The sequence below is a fragment of the Kitasatospora sp. NPDC056651 genome (assembly GCF_042792155.1).
In the GTDB taxonomy this organism is placed as follows: Bacteria; Actinomycetota; Actinomycetes; order Streptomycetales; family Streptomycetaceae; genus Kitasatospora.
Map to the genome: position 1 here is coordinate 1 of NZ_JBHTWX010000097.1, position 19,325 is coordinate 19,325.

The window sequence follows — 19,325 nt, forward strand, 5'->3', positions numbered from 1 at the left end:
CCGCCGTGTCGGCCCGGTCAGGACCCCGGGCCCTCCTCGTCCCGCGGTGCCGGAGCGCCCTGCCGCAGCCGGCCTGCCGGCGCCGGCGGGGCGGCCGCGGTCCAGTAGGCCCGGTCCTCCGGGCGGCGCCCGCGCAGGTCCTCCCGGACCTCGCCGGCCAGCCGGCGGGTGTCGCGGCGGTTCATGGTGGCGCCGATACCGGCGCCGACCAGCAGCGGGGTCACCGCCGGCAGATGGCGCAGCGAGCTGCGGGTCAGCCGGTGGCCGACCTGCCGGCGCACCTCCGAGCCGATCGCCAGCGCGGCGAAGCCCGCCGGGCGGACCAGCAGGCCCGCGTCGATCCCCCGCCGGTTGGCCCAGGCCCCGAGGTAGGCACCGGCCCGCTGGGTGGCGGTGCCCTGCGCCGGGGTGCCGTAGACCTCGTGCAACTCGGCGATCAGCTTGACCTCCAGGGCCGCCACCGCGAGCGTCTCCGCCGCGATCTCCACCGGCATCGCGGGTGGCACCGGCAGCATCGCCGCCGCGCCGACGCCCGCGCCGAGCGCGCCGGAGGCCCGGACGGCTCCGGCGACCAGCCGGTCGGCCAGCTCCTCCGGGAAGGCCGCGTCCGGGTGCTGCGCCCGCAGGGTGGCGAGGTCGCGCACCGGAATCCGCGGCGCGGCCTGCACCAGCTGTTCGGTCAGTGCCTTGCCGCCGTACGCGGCGCCCTTGGCGGCTCCCCTGGCGGCGGCGCGGCCGCCGTGGCCGATCAGCCGGGCGGTGTGCAGCACCACGGCCCGGCCGCGGCCGCGCTGCTTCGCCGCGTACTCGGCGACCGGGCCACGGCCGATCGGCTGCTCGGACTCCTCGACCAGTTCGGCGAGCCGCTCGGTGAGGTCGGACGCGGCCACCTCGGACCCGGCCGAGCCGGAAGCGGCCGGCCCGGGCCCGGCCGAGCCGGATTCTGGCGGCCCGGGCGGCGTCGGACCCGGCGGCGTCGGACCCGGCTCGGCTGATGGCCGGGAGCGGCCCGGCCTGCGGAAGACTGCCATGGGAATCCGGTACCCCTTTCGCGAGGGCTTTCGCGACGACGCCACGGCCCGGGCCGGCTACTCGGCGACCTCCACCCCGCGCCAGAAGGCCACCCGGTCGCGCACGTGCTCGGCCTCGGGCTTCGGGTCGGCGTAGAACCAGGCGGCGTCCGGGTTGGTCCGCCCGTCCACCTCCAGGGTGTGGTAGCCCGCGGTGCCCTTCCAGGGGCACACCGTGGTGGTCTCCGAGGGCCGCAGGTACTCGCTGCGCACCGCCTCGGCCGGGAAGTAGTGGTTGCCCTCGACGACGACGGTGTCGTCGCTCTCGGCGATGACGACGCCCCGCCAACTCGCTGTGGTCATAGGGAGATTGTGCCTGACGCGGGCGCGGTGCGCCCGGGGGTCGCGGGCACCGGCCCGGCGGTCAGGGCAGCGGGTGGGCGTGCACCGGCAGGTGCGGGTTCTGGTGCCCGCCACTGGCGAGCATCCGGACCTCCCCGGCGTCGCTGATCTCGGCCCGGACGATCCCGGTCTCGTCCTGGTACACCGGGTGTCCGCCCGGGCCGGTGGCGTCGGTCCGGGTGACCTCCACGACGTCCTGCGGCGCCTGGGCGCCCGGCGCGCCGGGGAAGGTGAGGAGGTAGCGCTCGGCGGGGTTCATCACCTGCTCCTGTCTGTCCGGCCGGACAGGACCTAGCCGACGGCTTCGGCCGGCTCGGCGGCCCGGACGTGCGAGCCACGGACCTCCAGCTCGGCGAGCAGCCGGGCGGTGGCCTCCGCGACCGCGTCCACGGCCCGGTCGAAGGCCTCCCGGTTGTGCGCCGCCGGGGCACGGAAGCCGGACACCTTCCGGACGTACTGGAGCGCGGCGGCGTGGAAGTCCTCCTCGTCGGCGTCGGGCGTCACGGGGGGTCGCAGCGTCTTGATGTTGCGGCACATGCCCCCAGTCTCGCGCGCGGGAGCCGTGTCGGCGACCCCCTTCCGGTCGGACTCACGTCACGCGCACCTCACGCACACCTCACAGGGCCGTCATCCGACCGGATTAGGATGCTGGACGAACGAATTCATCCCGCCGCGCGCTCCCCCGGTCCGTCGGCATCACTCCGGAGTCACCCCCTTGCCTCTCGCGCTGCTCGCGCTGGCCGTCACCGCGTTCGCCATCGGAACCACCGAATTCGCCGCCATGGGGCTGCTCCCCCAGGTCGCCGACAGCCTCCACGTCTCCATCCCGCAGGCGGGCTGGCTGATCTCGGCGTACGCCCTGGGGGTGGTGGTCGGTGCGCCGCTGCTCACCGCGCTGGCCGCCGGGCGGCCGCGCAAGGCGGTGCTGGTGGCGCTGGCCGGACTGTTCGCGACCGGCAACCTGCTGTGCGCGATGGCGCCGGACTTCTGGACGCTGGCCGCCGCGCGGCTGGTCACCGGGCTGCCGCACGGCGCCTTCTTCGGGGCGGGCGCGGTCGCGGCGGCCGAACTGGTCGCACCGGACCGGCGGGCCCGGGCGGTGGCCGTGATGTTCTCCGGGCTGACCGTCGCCAACATCGTCGGCGTCCCGGCCGCCACCCTGCTCGGCCAGCACCTGGGCTGGCGGGCGACCATGCTGGTGGTCGTGGTCATCGCGGCCGCCGGGACGCTCGCCATCGCCCGGCTGGTGCCCGCTCTCCCCTCCCCCGCCCAGTCCGGGATCCGGCACGAACTGAGCGCGTTCCGCAGCGGGCAGCTCTGGCTGGCGCTGGCCACCGTGGTGTTCGGCTGCGGCGGTTTCTTCGCGTGCTACAGCTACATCGCGCCGCTGCTCACCGAGGTCTCCGGGTACGCCACCGGCTCGGTGACCCTGGTGCTGGCGCTGTTCGGGGTCGGCATGACGATCGGCAACGTGCTGGGCGGGTTCGCCGCCGACCGGGCGCTGCGCCCCACCGTCTGTGCGGCCTTCGTGCTGCTCTCCGCGACCCTGGCGCTGTTCGCCGTGACCGCGCACGCCCGCTGGTCGGCGGCCGTCACGGTGGTGCTGATCGGGCTGTTCGGCTTCGCGATCGTGCCGGCCGTTCAGACCCTGGTGCTCCAGAAGGCGCGCAGCGCGCCGACCCTGGCCTCGGCGACGGTCCAGGGCGCCTTCAACCTGGCCAACGCCCAGGGCGCGTACTTCGGCGGGGCGGCGCTGGCGGCCGGGCTCGGCTGGACCTCTCCGACGCTGGTCGGCGCGGGCCTGGCCGCTTCCGGCGCGGTGGTCGCGGTGCTCGCCTGGGCCGCCGACCGGCGCCGGCCCGCCCCGGTCGCGGTGGAACCGGCGGCGGACTCGGCGGCAACGGCGGTGAGCACCGTCTAGGACCGGGAAGGGCCTGGACCTCCCGGTCAGATCTCCCGGTGGGCCTCGGCGAGCAGCTGGTAGCCGGCGCCGTTGGCCTTGATGCCCGCCTTCTCGTCCTCGGTCAGCTCGCGGCGGACCCTGGCCGGGACGCCGGCGACCAGCGAGCCGGGCGGGACGGCCATGCCCTGCGGCACCACCGCGCCGGCCGCGACCAGCGATCCGGTGCCGATCCGGGCGCCGTTGAGCACGGTGGCGTTCATGCCCACCAGCACGTCGTCCTCGACCGTGCAGCCGTGCAGCACGGCGTTGTGGCCGACCGAGATCCGCTCGCCGACCACCAGCGGGAAGCCCGGGTCGGCGTGCAGGGTGCAGTTGTCCTGGATGTTGCTGCCCGCGCCGACGGTGATCGACTCGGCGTCGCCGCGCAGCACCGCGCCGTACCAGACGCTCGCTCCGGCCGCGACCGTCACGTCCCCGACCACGACCGCGTTCGGCGCCACGAAGGCGCCCGGGTCGACGGCGGGCACCTTTCCCCCGACTGCGGCGATCAGCGGCTCTGCCATGGCTCGTCCTCCTGGTGACGGTGTGGGCCTGCTACCGCCGGTCAGCGTAGGGGGTCGGTCACGGCGCCGTGTGGGCGAGGGCGGGTTCGGTGGATCCGGCCCGCACGCCGCACAGGGCGGTCTCGGTCACCTTGCGCCAGGCGGCGCTGGCGGTGGCCTGGTCCGGGGTGTCCTGGTCCGGAGTGTCGTAGAACGTGGTGTTCGCGGCGAACTCGCGCTTGCCGTCCGGGGAGGCCAGCATCATGGTGCTGTAGCCGGGAATGCCGCCGGCGTGGCCCCAGAACGGGCCGCACGGGGTGTCCAGGCGCTGGAGGCCGAGGCCGTACGTCTGTCCCTCGCCGTGGGTGGTGGTCTCCTTCATCGCGGCGAGTTCGGCCGGGCGCAGCAGGCGGCCGCCGAGCAGGGCGTCGAGGAAGGCGGTCAGGTCGGTGGTGGTGGAGATGCCGCCCCCGGCGGAGCCGGCCATGGAGGGGTTGAGCACGGTGACGTCGACCGGTCCGGTGGCGGTCTTGACGTAGGCGTGAGCGTGCGGGCCCGGGATGGACGGGAGGTCGCCGGGCATCCAGGTGTTCGTGAGCCGGAGCGGGCGGATGATCCGGCGGGTGACCTCGTCGTTCCAGCTGTGGCCGGTGAGCTTCTCGATGATCATCCCGATCAGGATGTAGTTGGTGTTGGAGTACTGCCAGTCCTGGCCGGGAGCGAAGGCCGGCGGGTACTTGTCGGCGATGTCCACCAGGTCCCGCAGGCGGTAGGACTTGTAGCGGCCGCCGGTCAGCCACTGGTCGGAGAACCCGAAGGCCGGGTCCTGGGTGTAGTCGGCGACGCCGCTGGTGTGGTTCAGCAGCTGCCGGACGGTGATCCCGGCGCTGTTCGGGACGATTCCCGGCAGCAGGGACTCCAGGCGGTCGTCGAGGCCCAGCCGGCGCTCGCCGACGAGCTGGAGCAGCGTGGTGGAGACGAAGGTCTTGGTGGCGCTGCCGATCCGGAAGGCACCGCGCGGGTCGGCGGGTGCGCCGGTGGCGAGATCGGCGACGCCGGTGGCGTTGCTCCAGACCAGCCGGCCGTCCTCACGGACCGCGCCGAGCGCGGAGGTCGAGTAGCCGGGGCCGGTCATCCCGGCGAGGGCCGCGTCGGCGGCCTGCCAGTCGGCCTGCCGCGCCGGGGCGCCGACGGCGGCGGCCGGAGGGGCGGCGGGCAGGGCGGCGGCGGCCGGGGCGAGCGCGGCGAGCAGGCCTGCGCCGACGGCGGCCGTGACGGCGAGGCGCAGGGCCGGACGGCGGCGCCCGGTGGCCGCTGCGGGGCGGGCTGCGTTCGGGGCGGTCCGGATGGTCGGGTCGGCGGTCATGCCGGCCTCCCTGTTCTTGGTTTCGGCGAGGTCAACCAGCTTGTCGACCAGGTGTTCTGACACTCTGCCAAGTGCCTGGCGACCGTCACCGGCCCGTGGGAGGAGTCGGCCCCCGAACGGACCCGGAGCCGCACCCCGACCGGTCTCGGGGTACGGCTCCGGCATCGTTCGGGGTACGGGCGTCAGCCGAGCGGGGCCTTGGTGCGCAGAACCTCCAGGAAGGCCCGCAGCCAGGCCGGGTGGTCGGGCCAGGCGCGGGCCGAGACGACCACGCCGTCCACCACCGCCTCGCCGTCGACGAACTCGGCGCCCGCCGCCTTGATGTCGGGCGCCAGGGCCGGGTAGGCGGCGGTGCGGCGGCCGTCCAGCAGGCCGGCCGCGGCGGTGATCAGCGGGCCGTGGCAGATCTGGGCGACGGGCTTGTCCTCGGCGAAGAAGTGCCGGGCGATCCGCTGCACGTCGGGGTCGTTGCGCAGGTACTCGGGGGCGCGGCCGCCGGGGATGACGAGGGCCGCGTAGTCGGCCGGGTCGACGTCGGCGAAGGCGAGGTCGGCGGGCCAGGTGTAGCCGGGCGCCTCGGTGTAGGTGTCGAACCCCTCGACGAAGTCGTGCACCACGAACCGGAGGCGCTTCTTGGTCGGGGCGGCGATGTCGACCTGGTAGCCCTCCTCGCGAAGCCGCTGGTAGGGGTAGAACACCTCCAGTGATTCGGCGGCGTCCCCGGTGACGAGCAGGATCTTCGATGTCATCGCCGACATCCCTCCACGTGGTCTTGCCTCAGGTCGGTTACGGGCGCCGGACGGTCGCGAACGGGCCGGGCCCGGTCCAACCTCCCGTACCGGCCGCACCGCTGGCAACGGGGCGCACCGGGCGTACAACGGCGCATACGGAGGCGTGCGCGCCGGTTGCGGGGAGTGCGCGCCGGTAGACCGCCCGACTGCGGGGGCCGGCCGCCCTCGCCCTAGACTCCTGCTGCCCACGACCGTCCTGCCCCGGAGGAGCCCATGCCGGACCGCACCACCCATCTCGTCCTCCCCGGCTACGGGAATTCCGGCCCCGAGCACTGGCAGACCCGCTGGGAGACCGCCGAGCCGCGGTCCTTCCGCCGGGTCGAGCAGGCGGACTGGGACCACCCACGGCGGACGGACTGGGTGGCCCGGGTGGACGCGGCAGTGGCCGCGGCCGCCGCCGACGGCCCGGTGGTGCTGGTCGCCCACAGCCTGGGCTGCGTCACCGCGGCCCACTGGGCGGCCACCGCACCGGCCGGCCGGACCGCCGCCGTCCGGGGCGCGCTGCTGGTGGCCCCGGCCGACGTGGACACCGCCGAGGTCCCGGAGCTGGCGGACTTCCGTCCGGTGGCGCTGGCGCGCCTCCCGTTCCCGGCCGTCGTGGTCTCCTCGACCGACGACCCGTGGGTCTCCGCCGAGCGGGCCCGCGCCTTCGCCGCCGCCTGGGGCGCCCGGTACGTCGAGCCGGGCGCGTACGGGCACCTCAACGCCGACTCCGGGCTGGGCGACTGGCCGGAGGGCCGCGAGCTGCTCGCCGGACTGTGACCGCGGCGACGGGGGGAACGGGGGCAGGGAGACGATGAACCGGAAGACGAGGACCGGGCGCCGCCCGCGGGCCAGGCGCGTCCTGGTCCGGCTGCTGGCGGCCGGCGGGCTGGTCGCCGTCCTGCTGTACACCGAGGGGCAGTGGGAGAGCCGCTCGGGCGGACGGATGCTGGTCGCCGACCTGCTCAACCGGCCCGAGCTGCTGCTCGGCGGGGCGCTGGCCGCGCTGATCGCGGCCGCCTGGCTGGGCGACCTGCGCGCCGCCGTGCGGACGGCCACCCGGACGGTCACGGTGGCCGCCGGGGTGGTGTTCCTGCTCGGTGTGCTGTCCGCCCACAAGGTGTCGGCGGCCGAGACCCGCAGCCGGGAGGACGCCCCGGCCGGGGCCGAGAGCGTCCTGGTGGTGGTGCACCGTTCGTACACCACCGGGCCGGGGGCGTACGAGCACTGGCAGGTGCTGCTGGAGAGCGGCGCGGGCTGGTCGGCCCGGCGCTGGTCGCTCGCGGACGTCGGCGGGGGCCCGGACGACGCCCGGCTGGTGGAGGCGAGCTGGACCGGACGCTCCCAGATCACCGTGGTGACCGACTCCTACCGGCGGGTGTTCAACCTCGACCAGGACAGCGGGGAGCCGGTCGAGGCGCGGTAGCCCGGCGGCGCGGGACGGCGGTGCGCGGGACGGCGGTGCGCGGGACGGCGGCTCACCCCCGCCCGAGGCCCAGCGCGTGCGCGCCGAGCGCCAGCAGCGCCGCGTTTCCGGCCGCGCCCAGCGCGGCGGCGGACAGGAACCGGGCCGCCGTGCCCTGCGGGTAGGGGTTGAAGGTCATCGCGGACACGAAGCCCGGCATCGTCCACACCACCGCCGTCCACTGCCATCCGGCGCCGCCTCCCCGCGTCCCGGCGCGGATCTCCCGGGCGGCGGCGAGGCCGATCAGCAGGGAGCCCGCCAGGTAGCCGGTCGAGGGGCAGAGGACGGCGGGGACGCCGAGGAAGCTGTGCGGCATGCGGCCATCGTCCGCCGACGGGCCCCGGCCCCGCATGAGTACGGATACTCATGCGGGGCCGGGCGGTCAGCCGTCGTCGGCGTCACCGGTCGTCGGCGTCACCGGTCCGGTCGCCGCGGTCACCGGTCCGGTCGCCGCGGTCACTGGTCCTCGGAGCCGGTGGCGTCGGGCGGCGTGACCGGCCCGGTACGGCCGGGGGCCGGGTTCACGCCGCGCGGCCTGCCGGTGCTCCCCCATCCGCCGGTGGCGGGAGCGCCGGTGCAGCCGGCCGGGCCCGGCGAGGCGCCGGAGGTGGTGCAGTTGCCGTCCCGCCGCACCGGGTCCGGGACGTAGACGGTGGTGAACTCCTTCTCCGGCATGCCGCGGACCGCGTCGCTCATCGCCTGCTGCCAGATCGGCCCGGGGCCGGTGGCACCGAAGACCTCGGCCTGGTACTTGCCGCCGATCCGGATGTTGCGCATCGGCACCTTGGTGCCCGGGCTTCCCAGCCAGACCGATCCCGCCAGGTTGCCGGTGTAGCCGGTGAACCAGGCCGACTTCTTCTCGTCCGTGGTGCCGGTCTTGCCGGCGATCTGGCGGCCGTCGTCCAGGCCGAGGTCCCGTGCGGTGCCGCCCTTCTCGGTCACCCCGAGCAGCACGCTGTTGATCACGTCGGCGGTGTCCTCGGACATCGCCGGGGTGCACCGGGCCGGCGGCACCGGGACGTCGGTGCCGGCCACGGTGGTGATCCGGCTGATCGCCGTCGGCGCGCAGTAGGTGCCCCGGGCGGCGAAGGTCGCGTAGACGTTGGCCATGGTCAGCGGGCTGACCTCCTGGGTGCCGAGGCCGAGCGCGGGCACCTCCTCGAGCGGATCGCCGCTCGCCTTGCCCGTCATGCCCAGCTTGTTGGCCATCTGCTTGACCGCGCAGAGGCCGATCTCCTGCTCCATCTGCACGAAGTAGGTGTTCACCGAGAGCGCCATCGCCTGCTTGAGCTCGTACGGGCCGACCTCGGAGGTGCTCTCGTTGGGGATGATCCCCTCCTTCTTGCCCTTGTTGAGGTTCTTCCAGGTGCCGTCGCAGGTCCTCATCGTCGGCCAGTCCATCCGGTTGGGCGAGTCGTACCGCTGGGTGGACGTCAGGCCCGCCTCCAGGGCCGCGGCGGCCACGATCGGCTTGAAGTTGGAGCCGGGCTGGAAGCCGATGCCGCCGCCCATCGCCGCGTCCACGTTGTAGTTGACGACGGTCTCGTTCTTCTCCTTGGCCAGGCCGTACGGGCGGGTCTGCGCCATCGCCAGGATCCTGCCGCTGCCGGGCTCGACCATCGTCATCGCCGCCGAGACCGGGTCGGTGACGTACACCTTGGTGGAGACGGCCTTCTGGGCGGCGGCCTGCTTGTCCGGGTCCAGGGTGGTGTAGATGTTCAGGCCGCCGGTGTCCCACAGCTTCTTGCGGTCGGCCGCGCTCTTGCCGAACGCCGGGTCCTGCTTGACCACGTGCCGCACGTAGTCGCAGAAGAATCCCATGCCGGCCTGCGCGGTGATGCAACCGTTCTGCGGGTCCTTGTAGTTGAGGCCCAGCGGGGCGGCCTTCGCCTCCTTGGCCTGCGCCGCGGTGATGTGCTTGTTCTCCACCATCTTGTCGATGACGGTGTCGCGACGCTTCTGGGCGGCCACCGGGTGGAGCTTCGGGTCGTACTGGGACGGGTTCTGGACCAGCCCGGCGAGCATCGCCGCCTCGGGGAGGTTCAGGTCCTTGGCGTCCTTGCTGAAGTAGCGCTGGGAGGCGGCCTGGATGCCGTACGCCTGGTGGCCGTAGAAGGTGATGTTGAGGTAGTTGGTGAGGATCTGCTCCTTGGTCAGGTCCTCCTCCAGCTTGATGGCGTACCGGAGTTCCTGGATCTTGCGGCCGAGCGTCTTGCGCTGCGCCTCGCGCACCGCCTCCACGTCGTCCCCGGCCTTCTCGACGTTGACGTTCTTCACGTACTGCTGCGTCAGGGTGGAGGCGCCCTGCACGGTGGTGCCGCTCTCCGCGTTCTTGCTGATCGCGCGCAGGATGCCCTTGAGGTCGACGGCGCCGTGCTCGTAGAAGCGGGCGTCCTCGATGTCCACCTGCGCCGTGCGGATCAGCGGGGACATCTGGTCGGCGGATATGACGGTGCGGTCACGCTCGTACACCTTGGCGATCAGACCGCCCTTGGCGTCGAAGATCTGCGTCGCCTGACTCAGCGGCGGGGCCTTGAAGTCGTCCGGGATGCTCTCGAAGCCCTCGGCGGTGTTCTTCGCCCCGATTCCGACCGCCCCGGCCGCCGGGAGGATCAGGCCCGCCAGCAGCACGCCGCCCAGCACGCTGGCACCGAGGAAGGTGGCCGCGTGGCGCAGGATGCCGATCGGAGTCTCGCGGCGCCTCGGGCGGGGCACCCAGGTGTCGCCCGGGCCCGAGGCGGCGGCTATGCGGCTCTTCGGTGACATAGATCGAACATTACGGCCGTCAACAGGCCGTGTGGAGCGGGTGTTGGCGAAGGATTGTCACAAAATCGCGACGGCTTGGACTCATTTCCGAGGGCCGAACGGGTGCGCCCGCCGGGGCAAGGGTCGTTCGCTCACGGCCGGTCGCCCCGGCGGGCGGCCTCCCTCGTGACGCGGCGCCCTGCTCAGAGGCCGAGCAGGCCCGGCTCACCCGGGCAGGGTCGCGAGCACTGCCGTCAGGGCGTCCGGCCGCTGGTCGACGGGCAGGTGCCCGACCCGGCGGAAGGCGCAGCCGAGCGCCGTCGCGCCGCCGTCGCAGGTCTGGTCGTCGCCGACCATCAGGACCTCGGCCGGGGCGAGGCCGAGTTGTTCGCAGGCGGTCTCGAAGATCGCCGGGTCGGGCTTCTGGGCGCCGACCTCGTAGGACAGCACGTAGACGTCGACCAGGTCCGCCAGCCCGTGCTCGCGGAAGACCGGGCGCAGGTCCCAGCCGATGTTGCTCACCACCGCGACCGGCACGCCCCGGTGGCGCAGCGCGCGCAGCACGGCGGCGGTGTCCGGGTACGGGCGCCAACTCGCGGGCGCCAGATGGGACTCGTAGAGGGCGTCCACGTCGAGGGCGGCGGGCGGCTCGGCGGCGCGGGTCAGCTCGGTGTACGCGGCGCGGTGCAGCGTGGGGGTCAAGTCCCTGGTGTCCCAGGCCTCCTGGACCTCCGGCGGGATGCGTCGCGGCGTCACTCCACCCGGCAGCGCGCCGAACTCCTCCAGCCGGGAAACCAGTTCGGTCTCCTCGTGGGCGGGCAGCCGCAGGCCGGTGGCGGCGAGGTGGGCGGCCAGCCATTCGGCGGTGGAGACGACCCTGAAGAGGGTGCCGGAGAAGTCGAACATCACGCCTTTGGTCATGGGTCCGAGCCTACGGCCTGTCGTGCCGGTCAGGGCAGGGTGAGGACGCGCGGGCCGTCCTCGGTGACGGCGACGGTGTGCTCGATGTGGGCGGCCCGGGCGCCGTCGACGGTGCGCAGGGTCCAGCCGTCCGGGTCCGTGCGGTGGTCGTCGCGGCCGCCGGCCAGCAGCATCGGTTCGATGGCCAGCACCAGGCCGGGGCGCAGCGGGTAACCCCGGCCCGGGCGGCCCTCGTTGGGCACGTGCGGGTCCTCGTGCATCCGGCGGCCGATGCCGTGCCCGCCGTAGCCGTCGAGCAGGCCGTACCGGGCGGCCCGGGCGACGGTGCCGACCGCGTGGGCGATGTCCCCGGTCCGGTTGCCGACCACGGCGGCGGCGATGCCCGCCTCCAGGGCTCGCCGGGTGGTCTCGATCAGGGCGGTGTCCTCGGGCCGGGCGGTGCCGACGGTGAAGCTGACGGCGGAGTCCCCGGCCCAGCCGTCCAGGACGGCGCCGCAGTCGATGCTCACCAGGTCGCCGTCGCGCAGCCGGTAACCGTCCGGGATGCCGTGCACCACGGCGTCGTTCACCGAGGCGCAGATGACGGCGGGGAACGGGACGGGGGCGAAGGAGGGGCGGTAGCCGAGGAACGGCGAGGTCGCCCCGGCCGCCTTGAGCACGCCGCGTGCCACCTCGTCCAGGTCCAGCAGGCTGACGCCGACGGACGCGTGCTCCCGGACGGCGGCCAGCGCGTTCGCCACCACCCGCCCGGCCTCGCGCATCGCGGCCAGCGCGGTGTCCGACTTGAGTTCGACCATGGCGAGACCTCCCCTGGAGCCAATTCTTATACCGGTATTTGTATCACGCTCCAGGTGGGTCGCCGCCGCCCATCGGCTCCGCGGCCCCGGCCGGGGGCGCGCGATGCCCGGCGGGAGGCCTCGGGCACGCCTTAGACTCGACGCCATGGTGAGGACTCCGCTGACCCCGTGGGAGCGCGAGCGTGGGGAGCGCTTCGGGGCGCTGCTGCGTGAGGCGCGTGGCGATCGCAGCATGGTCGAGGTGGCGGCGGTGGCCGGCGTCTCGGCGGAGACGCTGCGCAAGATCGAGACCGGACGGGCGCCGACGCCGGCCTTCTTCACCATCGCGGCACTGGCCTTCGCGCTCGACCTGTCGCTGGACGAGCTGGCCGCCGCCTGCGCGCCGCCGGCCGACGGCGGGCACGGCGAGGCGCTCTCCGCCTGACGCGCGGCGGCCCGCCCGGCGCGGGGTGCGCGGGGTGCGCGGGGCGGGCCGTCGTCGTGGTGCGTCCGGTGCCGTGGTTCAGCCGACCGAGCTGTTGTAGTTCTCGATCGCCGGCTGGAGCTCCTTCGCGGCGTCGGCCAGCGCCTGCTGGGCCGGCTTGGTGCCCGCGATGGTCTGCTCGATCGCCGTCTCGACGCCCTTGCGGGCCTGCGGCATCACGCCGAGCAGGCAGCCGGCCGTGGCCGGGGTGGGCTTGGTGGCCTTGAGCTGGTCGATCGCGGTCTGGAACTGCGGGTACTTGGCCACCCACTCCTTGTCCTTGGGGTCGTCCAGGGACTTCGTGTTGACCGGGAAGTAGCCGGTGCCGGTGTGCCAGACGGCCTGCTGCTCGGGGGCGGAGACGAACTTCTCGAACTCCCAGGCGGCGCGCTTCTCGGCGTCCGAGTGGCCCGGGCCGCTGATCCACAGCGAGGCCCCGCCGATCACCGGACCGCCCTGGTCGGCGGCGGTCACCTTCGGGAAGGCCGCGGTGCCGACGGTGAACTTCGCCGCCTCGGTGTAGCCGCGCAGCACGCCGGTGGACTCCAGGTGCATCGCGACCGTCCCGGCCTTGAACGCGGCCTGGGCGTCGTCGGTGGTGCGGCCGGTGTTGGCCGCGTAGCCGCCCTTGACCAGGTCGGCCCACCACTGGACGATCCGGGCGCCCTGGGCGGAGTCGAAGACGACCTTGCCCGCCTTGTTGGCGCGGCCGTTGTCGTTGTCGCAGTACATGGCGCCGGACTCGGCGAGCAGCTGCTCCACGAACCAGCCGTAGATGGCCGCGCCGAAGCCGTACCGGACGGTCTTCCCGTCGGCGTCCTTCTTGGTCAGCGTCTTGGCCAGCTCGCCCAGTTCGTTGAGGTCCTTGGGCGCCTGCGCCGGGTCGAGGCCGGCCTCCTTGAAGGCGTCGCTGTTCAGGTAGAGCAGCGGCATCGAGGAGTTGAACGGCATCGACTGGAGCTTGCCGCCGACCGAGTAGTAGTTGCGGATGTTGGCGTCCAGGTCGTCCAGCGAGTAGCCGTCCTTGTCGGCGAAGGCCTGGGCCGGGACGGTCTGCTTGGAGTCGATCATGAACCGGGTGCCGATGTCGTAGACCTGCGCCAGGGCGGGGGTGCCCTTCTGCTGCACCGCGGCCTTGTACTTGGTGACCAGCTCGTCGTACTTGCCCTGGAACTGCGCCTTGACCTCGATCTTGCCCTGGTGGGCGGCGTTGAACTGGCCGACCAGCCCGTTCAGCACCTCGGCGTTCTTGCCGGTCATCGAGTGCCAGAACTCGACGGTGGTGACGCCGGTGGCCTGGTCGAGCGCCTGGGCGCCGGGCACGCCGGCGTCGGCGGAGCCGCCGGAGCCGCCGGAGCCGGAGCCGCTGGAGCTACAGGCGGTCAGGGACAGGCCGGCCACCAGCAGGGCGGCGAGCGCGCGCGCACTCTTCTTCACGAGGGTTCTCTTTCTCGAACAGGTACGGAGGGGCGAGGACGAAACGGGTGCAGCGGAACGGGTACGGCGGTACGGCGGTGCGGCGGTCAGCGGACCGCGCCCGCGGTGAGGCCGCGGACGATGAAGCGCTGGCCGAAGACCACCAGGGCGAGGGTGGGCAGCAGCGAGAGCACGACACCGGCCAGGATCAGCCCGGGGTCGGCCATCTCGGCGTCGCGCAGCGAGGTCAGACCGATCTGGAGGGTCTGCATCTCCGCCGTGCGGGTGATGATCAGCGGCCAGAAGTACTGGTTCCAGGCCGACAGGAAGACGTAGATCGACAGCGCCGCGAGGGCGGGCTTGTTGAGCGGGACGACGATCCGCCACAGGAACCGCCAGTGGCCCGCCCCGTCGATCCGGGCGGCGTCGCGCAGTTCGCCGGGCAGCTGGCGGAACGCCTGGCGCAGCATGAAGGTGCCGAAGCCGGAGGCCAGGAAGGGCAGCACCAGGCCGAAGTAGGTGTTGCCGAGCCCCCAGTCGGACAGCGTCAGGTAGTTGGGGATGATGATGGCCTCCCACGGGACCATCAAGGTGGCCAGGAACACCCCGAACACCGCGGCCCGCGCCTTCATCGGCAGGAAGACGAACGCGTACGCGGCGAGCACTGAGGTGAACAGCTGGGCGAGGGTGATGGCGGTCGCCACGATCGCCGAGTTGGCGTACTGGCGGGCCAGCGGGATGGCGTCCACGGCGCCGGAGAAGTTCCGTCCGGTGACCGAGTGCGGCACCAGCGCCGGCGGGTAGGAGGAGAGTTCGGACGGGCCCATGAAGGCACCGGCGATCGCGTAGTACACCGGGAAGGCCACGGTGACCACGGCGACGGCGAGCAGCAGGTAGACGGCGGCGCGGCCGAGCAGGTCGCGCGGGGAGCGCCCGGCGAGGGCCCGGGGGCGCGGGCGGGGCGGCGCGGCCTCCGGCTTGGTGCCGGTGGTCAGGGTGGTCACGAGTAGTGCACCTTCCGCTCCAGGACGCCGAACTGGACGGCCGTGCAGGCGAGGACGACCACGAGCAGCACCACGGCCTGGGCGCTCGCGGTGCCGAAGTCGCTGGAGCCGTAGGCGAAGGCCTTCTCGTAGACGGAGTAGACGAGGGTCCGGGTGGAGCCGTCCGGCCCGCCCTTGGTGAGGATGTGGATCTGGCCGAAGCTCTGGAGCGCGTGGACGGTGGAGACCACGGTCAGGAAGAACAGGTTCGGGCCGAGCATCGGGATCGTGATCGAGCGGGCCAGCCGCAGGCCGGAGGCACCGTCGATGCGGGCCGCCTCCACCACCTCCCCCGGGATCGAGCCGATGCCCGCGGAGAGCACCAGCACGTTGTAGCCGAGGCTCATCCAGACGGTGGTGACGGCCACCGAGAACAGCGCGTAGCGGGAGTCGGTCAGCCAGCCGATCGGGCCGAGGCCGACCTGCGAGAGCAGGCCGTTGAGCACCCCGCTGGCGGGGTTGAAGAACACCGCGAAGACCACCGAGGCGCTGGCCACCGAGAACGCGAAGGGCAGTGCGAAGGCCGAGCGCAGCAGCCGCACGCCCCGGATCCGGTTCTCCAGGAGCAGCACCAGCACCAGTGCGCCGAGCACCCCGGGCACCACGGTGAGCAGCGTGAACAGCGCCGTGGTCAGCAGGGTGCGGCCGAAGTCGGCCGAGGCGAACAGGTCGGTGTAGTGCTTCGTCCCGACGTAGCGGGAGGGCGCCCCGAAGAGGTCGTTGGCGTGGGCGCTCAGGTAGAGGGTCCGCCCCAGCGGATAGCCGATGAAGAGGACGAAGACCACCAGGGAGGGCAGCAGGAAGGCCCAGGCGAGCCCGTGCTCGCCCCAGCGGCCTCCCCGGCGTGGTGCTGGGACGCGGCCCGGGAGGGTCGCGGTGTGCGGTGCGGTCGGCATCTGTCGCGCGTCCGCCTTTCGTGATGTCGGTTCCGGCCGAAACCGTGTCCTGCCCACACGACGGCGCGGGAACCCCGTGATGATCAATGGGTGTCGGCGGGATTACGCGTTCGCGTCAGATCCGGCCGGACGTGCGCGGACGGGCCGTGGAGGGCGGCGGTCCGGCCTCCAGGCGGTTCACCGCCTTGTCGTAGGAGTGCCGTACGGTGCGCTGGTGGACGAAACGGAATTCGACTTCCCGGCCGCGATGGCCGAAAGCGTGCGCTCCCGGGAGGGCGCCTGGGAGCTCGTCAGGGGCTTCGCGGCGTACTGGGGCGAGCCGCTGGGGCCCGACGACGGCTTCACGGACGCGGAGCTGGACGCGGCCGAGCGCCGGCTCGGCCTGCGGCTGCCGGCCGCGCTGCGCGAGGCGTACCGGCTGTTCGGCCGGCGCGCCGATCTGACCAGCAGTCACGACGTGCTGCTGACGCCGGAGGAACTGCACGTGCTGGACGGCGCGCTGGTGTACCGGGCGGAGAACCAGGGCTGCATGCACTGGGGCGTTCCGCTGACGGACCTCGGCCGGGAGGATCCGCCGACGGTGGCCCGGCTCGACCTGGCGGACAAGTCGCAGGAGCGGTGGGAGCCGTGGGAGGAGCGCTTCACGACGGCGGCCGTGACGATGGCGATGATGGAGAAGCTGCTGGAGGACGTCGAGTTGTCCGACTGCCTCGAATCCGAGGAGGATCTTCCGGGCGGCTTCCGGGAGTTGCCGGCGCTCGGCCGCAACTTCCGCTGGTACCAGGGGCCGGGAGCGCTGGTCGGGGTGGCCGGGGACGCCTGGGTGGCGGCCCGGGCACGCACCCCGGAGGCGCTGGAGGCGCTCTACGAGGAGGTGCCCGGGCAGTGGCTGAACGGTTGAGCGGTCGAACGGCTGAGAGGTTGAGCGGTTGAGCGGTTGAGCGGTTGAGCGGCTTGTCGACCGGGTGGCCGAGCAGCCGGACGGTCAGGCGCTGATGCCGCCGTCCAGCACCAGGTCGGTGCCGACGGCGAAGCCCGACTCCGGCGAGGCGAGGTACAGGGCCGCGGCCGCCGCTTCCTCCAGCGCCCCGACCCGGCCGATCGGGACCTCGACGGCCATCCGCTCGGCCTTCGCCCCGGCGCTCTCTCCGGCGCGGCTGGACATGCCGGTGTCCATCGGGCCGGGGCTGAGCACGTTGATCCGCACGCCCTCGCCGATGTGGTCGCGGGCGGCGGTGCGGGTCAGCGCGGTGACGGCGGCCTTGCTGGCGGCGTAGGCGGCGATGCCGTCACCCCGCTTGTGGAAGCCCAGGCTGGAGGAGACGTTGACGATCGCTCCGCCGCCGTGGGCCCGCATGTGGCCGATCTGCGGCTGCATCGCCAGCAGGGTGCCGGTCACGTTGACGGCGAACACCCGCTGGAACTCGGCCTCGTCGATGTCGGCGACCTTGCCGGCCGCGCCGAACACCCCGGCGTTGTTGACGGCGACGTCCAGGCCGCCGAACCACTCGACGGTCTCCCGGACCAGCCGGGCGGCGTCCTGGGCGTTCGTCACGTCGCCGGTCAGCGCGACGGCCTTGCCGCCGGCCCGCTCGATCAGGTCGACGGTCTCGGCCAGCGGGCCGGCGCCGCGCCCGGCCACCGCGACCCGGGCGCCCTCCCGGGCGAAGGCGAGCGCGATGGCCCGGCCGATGCCGCTGCCGCCGCCGGTGACCAGGACGGACTTGTCGGCGAAACGCGTGGTCATGAGGTCGACTCCTTGATCCGGGTGATGCGTTCGGGTGTGCTGGGGCCCGCGGTCCGCGGCCGGGCGACGGCATCGCCGCCGCCGGTCGCGCCGACCGCGGGCGGCGCGGTGCCGTACCGGCCGGTAGTGATGACAGTCACGTAAAACCCTTCCCCCTATTGAGACCGTTCGGTCCAGAATGAGCGCAGAAGAAAGTGCCGGCCGAAGCCGGCGGAGCGTCAGCCCAGCAGCGCCAGCGCCTGCTCGGCGGCGTCCCGCGCCCGCGGCCCGCCGTCAGCGGTCTTGCCCACCACCCGGATGCCCTGGAGCAGCACCACCAGCATCCGGGCGAGCGCCCTCGGCTCGCGCCCGGCGGCCAGTTCGCCCTGGGCGGCGGCGCGCACCAGGGCGGCGGTGAGCAGCGTCTCCAGCCGGTCGAAGCTCGCCTCCACCCGGCGCGACGCGGCCGGGTCGCGCGGAGCCAGCTCCACCGCGGCATTGGTGACGAAGCAGCCGAGTTGACGCTCCCGCTCCCCCGCCGCGGCATAGTGACGGACCAGCGCGCGAACCGCCGGAAGCGCCGGGCCGGGCTGGGACAGCTCCTCCAGCAGCACCGCGTCACTCTGCTCGCAGTAGCGCTCCAACGCCCGCAGGTAGAGCTCGTGCTTGCTGCCGAAGGTCGCGTAGACGCTGGCCCGGGCGATGCCGAGCCGCTCGACCAGGTCGGCCATCGAGGTGGCCTCGTAACCGCGCTGCCAGAACAGCTCCAGGGCCGCCTGCAGCGCCGCGTCCGGGTCGAATTCCTTCGTTCGCGCCATGCCGGGAACGCTAGCCCTTTCTGGACCGGTCGGTCAAGAAAGAGCGATGAGTGGTCCAGACCTGATCTCTGACGGAGCATTGCCAATTGGACTAGACCATAGCTACCCTTGCCGCTCCCCATCCCTCCTTCCCCCACAGGAGGCGTTTCGCATGTCCGCACACCGTTCCACCTCTCCCCAGCAGGTCGCAGACGCAGCCAGACCCGTCGTGCTGACGGCGTTCCGGATCGTCATCGGCCTGCTCTTCGCCTGCCACGGCGCCGCCTCCCTGTTCGGCGTGCTCGGCGGCGCCAAGGGCGGCGGCACCGTCCCGTTCGGCCAGTGGCCGGGCTGGTGGGCCGCGCTGATCCAGCTGGTCGGCGGCACCCTGGTGCTGCTCGGCGCCGGCACCAGGGTGGCCGCCCTGCTCTGCTCCGGCTCGATGGCCTACGCCTACTTCACCGTCCACCAGGAGCACGCGCTGCTTCCCCTGCAGAACGGCGGCGAGCCCTCGGCGATGTTCTGCTGGGCCTTCCTGGCCATCGCGGCACTCGGCTCCGGCCCGTACGCCCTGGACCGCGTGCTCGTCCGCCGCCCGGCGGCCACCGCCGCCGAACCGGCCGCCCGTCCGACGTCAGCGGTCTGACGGACCGTCGGCAGCCAGGCGGCGCTCGACCGAGGCGACCTTGGCGGTGAGGCCGTCGGTGACCCCGGCCCGGTCGTCGATCTTGATGACCGTGCTCACCCGGTCGCTGTGCGCCTTCACCGCCTCGATCGCCCGCTTGATCACCGGCATCACCTCGTCCCACTCCCCCTCGATGCTGGTGAACATCGCGTCCGTGCGGTTCGGGAGACCGCTCTCCCGCACCACCCGGACGGCGGCGGCCACCGCCTCCCCCACGTCCTCGCCGATCCCCAGCGGGGTCACCGAAAAGGCTGCGATCACGGCTCTGCGCTCCTTGTGGTCGACGGCACCGGTCGCGGGCGCGGGCGGCCGCCCCGCCCCCGGCCCGCCCCGCGGGGCGCCCACCCACGGGCGGGGGCGGGGCGCCCCCCACCC

General features: G+C 73.4%; 24 protein-coding genes. 6 read left to right on the plus strand and 18 right to left on the minus strand.

Going from position 1 to position 19,325, the window contains the following annotated elements; genetic code table 11:
• Positions 1-17: 17 nt before the first annotated feature.
• The 4 genes from ACFRAR_RS29450 to ACFRAR_RS29465 form a co-directional block, all read right to left on the minus strand.
• The gene (locus ACFRAR_RS29450; protein ID WP_380701626.1) at positions 18-890 is read right to left on the minus strand and encodes a hypothetical protein; all 873 of its coding nucleotides are present in this window, start codon (positions 888-890) and stop codon (positions 18-20) included.
• Between the two features lie 198 nt (positions 891-1,088).
• Positions 1,089-1,373, minus strand: coding sequence for a DUF427 domain-containing protein (locus tag ACFRAR_RS29455; protein ID WP_380701627.1), 285 nt, complete (start codon positions 1,371-1,373; stop codon positions 1,089-1,091).
• A gap of 61 nt (positions 1,374-1,434) precedes the next feature.
• Positions 1,435-1,671: a DUF6296 family protein gene (locus tag ACFRAR_RS29460; protein ID WP_380701628.1), complete on the minus strand. Its 237-nt coding sequence runs from the start codon at positions 1,669-1,671 to the stop codon at positions 1,435-1,437.
• A 32-nt stretch (positions 1,672-1,703) separates the two neighbouring features.
• Positions 1,704-1,949 (minus strand): DUF2277 domain-containing protein, encoded by a 246-nt coding sequence (locus ACFRAR_RS29465; RefSeq protein WP_380701629.1) that lies wholly within the window; start codon positions 1,947-1,949, stop codon positions 1,704-1,706.
• Between the two features lie 178 nt (positions 1,950-2,127).
• Between ACFRAR_RS29465 and ACFRAR_RS29470 the strand changes: the two genes are divergently transcribed.
• Positions 2,128-3,333, plus strand: coding sequence for an MFS transporter (locus ACFRAR_RS29470; protein ID WP_380701631.1), 1,206 nt, complete (start codon positions 2,128-2,130; stop codon positions 3,331-3,333).
• A 26-nt stretch (positions 3,334-3,359) separates the two neighbouring features.
• Here ACFRAR_RS29470 and ACFRAR_RS29475 read toward each other — a convergent pair whose 3' ends face one another.
• From ACFRAR_RS29475 to ACFRAR_RS29485, 3 genes are all read right to left on the minus strand, one after another.
• The gene (locus ACFRAR_RS29475) at positions 3,360-3,878 is read right to left on the minus strand and encodes a gamma carbonic anhydrase family protein (protein ID WP_380701633.1); all 519 of its coding nucleotides are present in this window, start codon (positions 3,876-3,878) and stop codon (positions 3,360-3,362) included.
• A gap of 58 nt (positions 3,879-3,936) precedes the next feature.
• Entirely contained in the window at positions 3,937-5,223 is a 1,287-nt protein-coding gene (locus ACFRAR_RS29480) for a serine hydrolase domain-containing protein (RefSeq protein ID WP_380701635.1), read from the minus strand.
• Between the two features lie 182 nt (positions 5,224-5,405).
• Positions 5,406-5,972 carry a DJ-1/PfpI family protein gene (locus tag ACFRAR_RS29485; RefSeq protein WP_380701637.1) on the minus strand — a complete coding sequence of 189 codons (567 nt, stop codon included), beginning with the start codon at positions 5,970-5,972 and terminating at the stop codon, positions 5,406-5,408.
• 255 nt (positions 5,973-6,227) lie between these two features.
• On the opposite strand from ACFRAR_RS29485, the gene ACFRAR_RS29490 reads away from it, so the two are divergent.
• Positions 6,228-6,776: an RBBP9/YdeN family alpha/beta hydrolase gene (locus ACFRAR_RS29490; RefSeq protein WP_380701639.1), complete on the plus strand. Its 549-nt coding sequence runs from the start codon at positions 6,228-6,230 to the stop codon at positions 6,774-6,776.
• A 34-nt stretch (positions 6,777-6,810) separates the two neighbouring features.
• Positions 6,811-7,422 (plus strand): hypothetical protein, encoded by a 612-nt coding sequence (locus ACFRAR_RS29495; RefSeq protein ID WP_380701641.1) that lies wholly within the window; start codon positions 6,811-6,813, stop codon positions 7,420-7,422.
• A gap of 52 nt (positions 7,423-7,474) precedes the next feature.
• On the opposite strand, the gene ACFRAR_RS29500 is transcribed toward ACFRAR_RS29495, so the two are convergent.
• The 4 genes from ACFRAR_RS29500 to map all read right to left on the minus strand — a co-directional run bounded on the left by ACFRAR_RS29500 (position 7,475) and on the right by map (position 11,924).
• Positions 7,475-7,777, minus strand: coding sequence for a hypothetical protein (locus ACFRAR_RS29500; protein WP_380701643.1), 303 nt, complete (start codon positions 7,775-7,777; stop codon positions 7,475-7,477).
• A gap of 140 nt (positions 7,778-7,917) precedes the next feature.
• On the minus strand, positions 7,918-10,227 hold the full coding sequence (locus ACFRAR_RS29505; protein WP_380701645.1) for a transglycosylase domain-containing protein: 2,310 nt from the start codon (positions 10,225-10,227) through the stop codon (positions 7,918-7,920).
• Positions 10,228-10,431: 204 nt separating this feature from the next.
• Positions 10,432-11,127 carry an HAD family hydrolase gene (locus ACFRAR_RS29510; RefSeq protein WP_380701647.1) on the minus strand — a complete coding sequence of 232 codons (696 nt, stop codon included), beginning with the start codon at positions 11,125-11,127 and terminating at the stop codon, positions 10,432-10,434.
• 29 nt (positions 11,128-11,156) lie between these two features.
• Positions 11,157-11,924 carry a type I methionyl aminopeptidase gene (gene map, locus ACFRAR_RS29515; protein WP_380701649.1) on the minus strand — a complete coding sequence of 256 codons (768 nt, stop codon included), beginning with the start codon at positions 11,922-11,924 and terminating at the stop codon, positions 11,157-11,159.
• Positions 11,925-12,069: 145 nt separating this feature from the next.
• On the opposite strand from map, the gene ACFRAR_RS29520 reads away from it, so the two are divergent.
• On the plus strand, positions 12,070-12,348 hold the full coding sequence (locus ACFRAR_RS29520) for a helix-turn-helix domain-containing protein (RefSeq protein ID WP_380701651.1): 279 nt from the start codon (positions 12,070-12,072) through the stop codon (positions 12,346-12,348).
• A gap of 78 nt (positions 12,349-12,426) precedes the next feature.
• Here the strand turns inward: ACFRAR_RS29520 and ACFRAR_RS29525 are convergent, their stop codons facing one another.
• The 3 genes from ACFRAR_RS29525 to ACFRAR_RS29535 all read right to left on the minus strand — a co-directional run bounded on the left by ACFRAR_RS29525 (position 12,427) and on the right by ACFRAR_RS29535 (position 15,742).
• Positions 12,427-13,824 (minus strand): ABC transporter substrate-binding protein, encoded by a 1,398-nt coding sequence (locus ACFRAR_RS29525; protein WP_380701653.1) that lies wholly within the window; start codon positions 13,822-13,824, stop codon positions 12,427-12,429.
• An 86-nt stretch (positions 13,825-13,910) separates the two neighbouring features.
• Positions 13,911-14,807, minus strand: a complete 897-nt coding sequence (locus ACFRAR_RS29530; protein ID WP_380701655.1) for a carbohydrate ABC transporter permease — start codon at positions 14,805-14,807, stop codon at positions 13,911-13,913.
• Positions 14,804-15,742, minus strand: a complete 939-nt coding sequence (locus ACFRAR_RS29535; RefSeq protein ID WP_380701657.1) for a carbohydrate ABC transporter permease — start codon at positions 15,740-15,742, stop codon at positions 14,804-14,806. The genes ACFRAR_RS29530 and ACFRAR_RS29535 overlap by 4 nt, the downstream gene beginning before the upstream one ends.
• Before the next feature lie 214 nt (positions 15,743-15,956).
• Here ACFRAR_RS29535 and ACFRAR_RS29540 point away from each other — a divergent pair, with 214 nt between their 5' ends.
• Complete coding sequence (locus tag ACFRAR_RS29540) at positions 15,957-16,643, plus strand: SMI1/KNR4 family protein (RefSeq protein ID WP_380701659.1); 687 nt, start codon at positions 15,957-15,959, stop codon at positions 16,641-16,643.
• 84 nt (positions 16,644-16,727) lie between these two features.
• Here ACFRAR_RS29540 and ACFRAR_RS29545 read toward each other — a convergent pair whose 3' ends face one another.
• From ACFRAR_RS29545 to ACFRAR_RS29555, 3 genes are all read right to left on the minus strand, one after another.
• Entirely contained in the window at positions 16,728-17,489 is a 762-nt protein-coding gene (locus ACFRAR_RS29545) for an SDR family NAD(P)-dependent oxidoreductase (RefSeq protein WP_380701661.1), read from the minus strand.
• Positions 17,486-17,629 carry a hypothetical protein gene (locus tag ACFRAR_RS29550; protein WP_380701663.1) on the minus strand — a complete coding sequence of 48 codons (144 nt, stop codon included), beginning with the start codon at positions 17,627-17,629 and terminating at the stop codon, positions 17,486-17,488. Before ACFRAR_RS29550 ends, ACFRAR_RS29545 begins: the two co-directional genes overlap by 4 nt.
• A 78-nt stretch (positions 17,630-17,707) precedes the next feature.
• Positions 17,708-18,286, minus strand: a complete 579-nt coding sequence (locus tag ACFRAR_RS29555; RefSeq protein ID WP_380701665.1) for a TetR/AcrR family transcriptional regulator — start codon at positions 18,284-18,286, stop codon at positions 17,708-17,710.
• 151 nt (positions 18,287-18,437) lie between these two features.
• Here ACFRAR_RS29555 and ACFRAR_RS29560 point away from each other — a divergent pair, with 151 nt between their 5' ends.
• Positions 18,438-18,911: a DoxX family protein gene (locus ACFRAR_RS29560; RefSeq protein ID WP_380701667.1), complete on the plus strand. Its 474-nt coding sequence runs from the start codon at positions 18,438-18,440 to the stop codon at positions 18,909-18,911.
• Here ACFRAR_RS29560 and ACFRAR_RS29565 read toward each other — a convergent pair.
• Positions 18,900-19,211, minus strand: coding sequence for an MTH1187 family thiamine-binding protein (locus ACFRAR_RS29565; RefSeq protein ID WP_380701669.1), 312 nt, complete (start codon positions 19,209-19,211; stop codon positions 18,900-18,902). The genes ACFRAR_RS29560 and ACFRAR_RS29565 overlap by 12 nt on opposite strands.
• Between the last annotated feature and the right edge of the window lie 114 nt (positions 19,212-19,325).